Below are 302 nucleotides of genomic sequence, written 5' to 3'. Positions count from 1 at the left end.
ATTATAAAGTGATCAAAGATAAATTTGCTTTTAAGTAATGAGTATATAAAGGTCTTTACTTGAGACAAAGGCGTTATCTGATTGTTAGTTTCTATACTTTGCTCAGTATTTGAAGTGTGAGCATTTTCTAAGTTGGATGGTTTTAAGATAAAGGTTTCAAACTGGGTTAGCAGCTGTTTGTCATCAAGTGCGATGTCTTTTTTATATGAGGACTGCACGTTAACCATGATTCTCAAAGCATGTAAAAGAAAGCTTGAGAAATTCACTAAGCTATAGTAAGTCTCACTATTACCGTCATCTTC

General features: G+C 33.1%; 1 pseudogene. It reads right to left on the bottom strand.

Going from position 1 to position 302, the window contains the following annotated elements:
• Window positions 1–302: pseudogene (locus AAEZ05_RS28105) on the bottom strand (hypothetical protein); the annotation flags it as partial.

Origin of the sequence: Pseudomonas sp. HY13-MNA-CIBAN-0226 (genome assembly GCF_040310305.1) — a bacterium.
Lineage (GTDB): Bacteria > Pseudomonadota > Gammaproteobacteria > Pseudomonadales > Pseudomonadaceae > Aquipseudomonas > Aquipseudomonas gregormendelii.
This window is presented reverse-complemented; position numbering and strand designations above follow the sequence as displayed.